Below are 2,633 nucleotides of genomic sequence, written 5' to 3' on the forward strand. Positions count from 1 at the left end.
GTTAGATACTTGATTGAAGTTTGAACTCAAGCTCTGAAAAGAGCACAGCCAAGAATACCGGTCGCTTAGCTCAGCCGGGAGAGCACCTCCCTTACAAGGAGGGGGTCACTGGTTCGATCCCAGTAGCGACCACCATATTTCAAAGCAACAGCTTTCTGAATTGAAGAACAAAGGTTAATAACGCAGGTAATTGTTTGGCTGATAAAGCTGGAGCAATACCGTCAGACGGACAATTAACCAGTAAGAATATGTCTGGTGACAATAGCATTGTGGTCCCACCTGATCCCATCCCGAACTCAGAAGTGAAACGCAATCGCGCCGATGGTAGTGTGGGGTCTCCCCATGTGAGAGTAGGTCATCGCCAGACGCCCAATTTAAGATTTTCACTTTAGATAAAGTGAAATCAAAGTTGAATTTGCTGATATGGCTCAGTCGGTAGAGCGCATCCTTGGTAAGGATGAGGTCCCCAGTTCGATTCTGGGTATCAGCACCATATTCAGCTGCTAGGCACTAAATAGCAGCAACAAAATTTGTCTGGTGACAATAGCATTGTGGTCCCACCTGATCCCATCCCGAACTCAGAAGTGAAACGCAATCGCGCCGATGGTAGTGTGGGGTCTCCCCATGTGAGAGTAGGTCATCGCCAGACGCCCAATTTAAGATTTTCACTTTAGATAAAGTGAAATCAAAGTTGAATTTGCTGATATGGCTCAGTCGGTAGAGCGCATCCTTGGTAAGGATGAGGTCCCCAGTTCGATTCTGGGTATCAGCACCATATTCAGCTGCTAGGCACTAAATAGCAGCAACAAAATTTGTCTGGTGACAATAGCATTGTGGTCCCACCTGATCCCATCCCGAACTCAGAAGTGAAACGCAATCGCGCCGATGGTAGTGTGGGGTCTCCCCATGTGAGAGTAGGTCATCGCCAGACGCCCAATAAAATGAAAATCCCCAGCACTCTGTGTTGGGGATTTTTCGTTTTAATAGCATTTTGATATGTCCACTCTCACATGGGGAAGATAAAGAGTCCGAACGCAGTGAGGCACAATCCCATGTGGAGTAGGGTGAGGTTGTCGTGTTTATCAAACTCAGTTTGATGCGACAGACGAACGCGGAGAGCTTGCTCGAAGCTGGTCATCGCCAGACGCCCAATTTTATTTTCACTTTTTTGTTTGTCTCGCTTCCAGCGAGCACGACTTAACATGCAGCCCAAAGCTGCTGGCGCAGTGTGTGCCCCTCAGCTCGCAGCCAAGCTGCTTCGCGCTACAGCCATCTATCAAGCTGTGCTTGATGAGCAGATGTCTTTCGCCCCCCATGTGAGATGGTGCTGTGGATATGTTGAGAATGGCTCGACTGGTTTATCTGGTCAGATTTATCCAGTCCCTGCTCTATCCAGCCCCTGGAGCACAGAGATTTCACCCGACCAGTATCCTCAATGAAGGTATTCCAGGCTCGGGATACTTACTCAACAATTTGATCGTAGCAATCGAATACTCGGTTGGAAAGACAGTGTTGTCTGAGCCATTGCCAAACTTGCTCCATTGGGTTCAGCTCTGGGGAATAAGTGGGCAACTTAATCAAAGTGAGTCAAGGTGAAGCATCATGGCATCTTTGTTGACCAAGGGCGTAATCAATGCTTCCGTTTTACCGTTACTTGGGCAGACTGCCCCAAACAGATACCCATAATCAAATTGCTGCTGTTCGACGGCACGGGGACGGCTACTCCGTTTTGCCCAAAGTCTTGTCGTTTTGGCCAAATCTGGCTTCGTCTTGGAACCACACATCCACACGCTCAAGTGGAAGATGACCCGGGATGAGACTGAAATCAAGCGCATGGAGTAAGCGGTACACATTGGTCAAGCTATAGCTCACATGCAGGTCGTTACCGATATAAACTCTGATATCTTCAGCTATTAAGCGTCCACCATCCTGCTTGATGGCATTTTTCTCGATAAACTTTTTAAGTTGCTCTAATTGATGAGAGAGTTGATTGGGTTGTCCGGGTTTAGGTTTATCAAGCAAACCATTGAGCCCATCAGCCAGGTAATTTGCGACCCAAGTATTAACACTAGTTCGACTCGCACCCAGCAGGGCTGTTAAGGACATAGTTGTCCGTGCGTATTCTTGATAAATGCAGCGGCCGCAACTGAGCTAATGAAGAGTGGTAGGTATTAATCGTTTATCTATAGCTATTCACTAATGCTCTAAGTTGCCCCAGACTAAAAATATAGCTATGTGATTGCTAAGTTAGTTGGCGCAGTTATTTTATCATCGGCATGTATGAAGATGCCGGGTACTCAAAGTCGCTGAGCCGTGCAGCTAAACTTGGGGATTCTTGTTTCTAGGCTATGAATTTAGGCACAACCCTGTACGGGATGAGAAAACATTTCAGCAATTATGCTGAATCTCAATTATTTCTGACTGGTTTCATGGCTAATGAGGTGTATTACATGGGATGAATCTTTCTCCTGAGTCTGACTAGCAGAATTGCTTATACAACTCAGTTTGTGGATAAGTCTGTGGTTAATTGGTAGGTAAGCTGTGTGGTTGAGCGGGGTTTCTACAGTCAGTCAATAAAGTGGTTTTTTCTTTTAAAAAGCCCTTGCACAAAAGTTCAGGCTCCCTATAATGCG

Annotated in this window: 3 tRNA genes, 3 rRNA genes and 2 pseudogenes; 6 read left to right on the top strand and 2 right to left on the bottom strand. The window is 46.4% G+C overall.

Annotated features, from left to right (window positions below):
- The first annotated feature begins 59 nt into the window (after window positions 1-59).
- The 6 genes from RC73_RS19430 (at window position 60) to rrf (RC73_RS19455) (ending at window position 931) form a co-directional block, all read left to right on the top strand.
- Window positions 60-135, top strand: a tRNA-Val gene (locus tag RC73_RS19430).
- A 116-nt stretch (window positions 136-251) separates the two neighbouring features.
- Window positions 252-367, top strand: a 5S ribosomal RNA gene (rrf, locus tag RC73_RS19435).
- 50 nt (window positions 368-417) lie between these two features.
- Window positions 418-493: transfer RNA gene (locus RC73_RS19440), tRNA-Thr, on the top strand.
- Window positions 494-533: 40 nt separating this feature from the next.
- A 5S ribosomal RNA gene (gene rrf, locus RC73_RS19445) occupies window positions 534-649 on the top strand.
- Window positions 650-699: 50 nt separating this feature from the next.
- Window positions 700-775: transfer RNA gene (locus tag RC73_RS19450), tRNA-Thr, on the top strand.
- 40 nt (window positions 776-815) lie between these two features.
- Window positions 816-931: ribosomal RNA gene (gene rrf / locus RC73_RS19455) — 5S ribosomal RNA — on the top strand.
- Window positions 932-1,392: 461 nt separating this feature from the next.
- Here rrf (RC73_RS19455) and RC73_RS21600 read toward each other — a convergent pair.
- Both RC73_RS21600 and RC73_RS19465 read right to left on the bottom strand, forming a co-directional pair.
- Window positions 1,393-1,812: pseudogene (locus tag RC73_RS21600) on the bottom strand (transposase); the annotation flags it as partial.
- A 36-nt stretch (window positions 1,813-1,848) separates the two neighbouring features.
- Window positions 1,849-2,106: pseudogene (locus RC73_RS19465) on the bottom strand (helix-turn-helix domain-containing protein); the annotation flags it as partial.
- Window positions 2,107-2,633: the final 527 nt, after the last annotated feature.

This window comes from Shewanella sp. ECSMB14102, assembly GCF_000813075.1.
GTDB classification, from domain to species: Bacteria; Pseudomonadota; Gammaproteobacteria; order Enterobacterales; family Shewanellaceae; genus Shewanella; species Shewanella indica.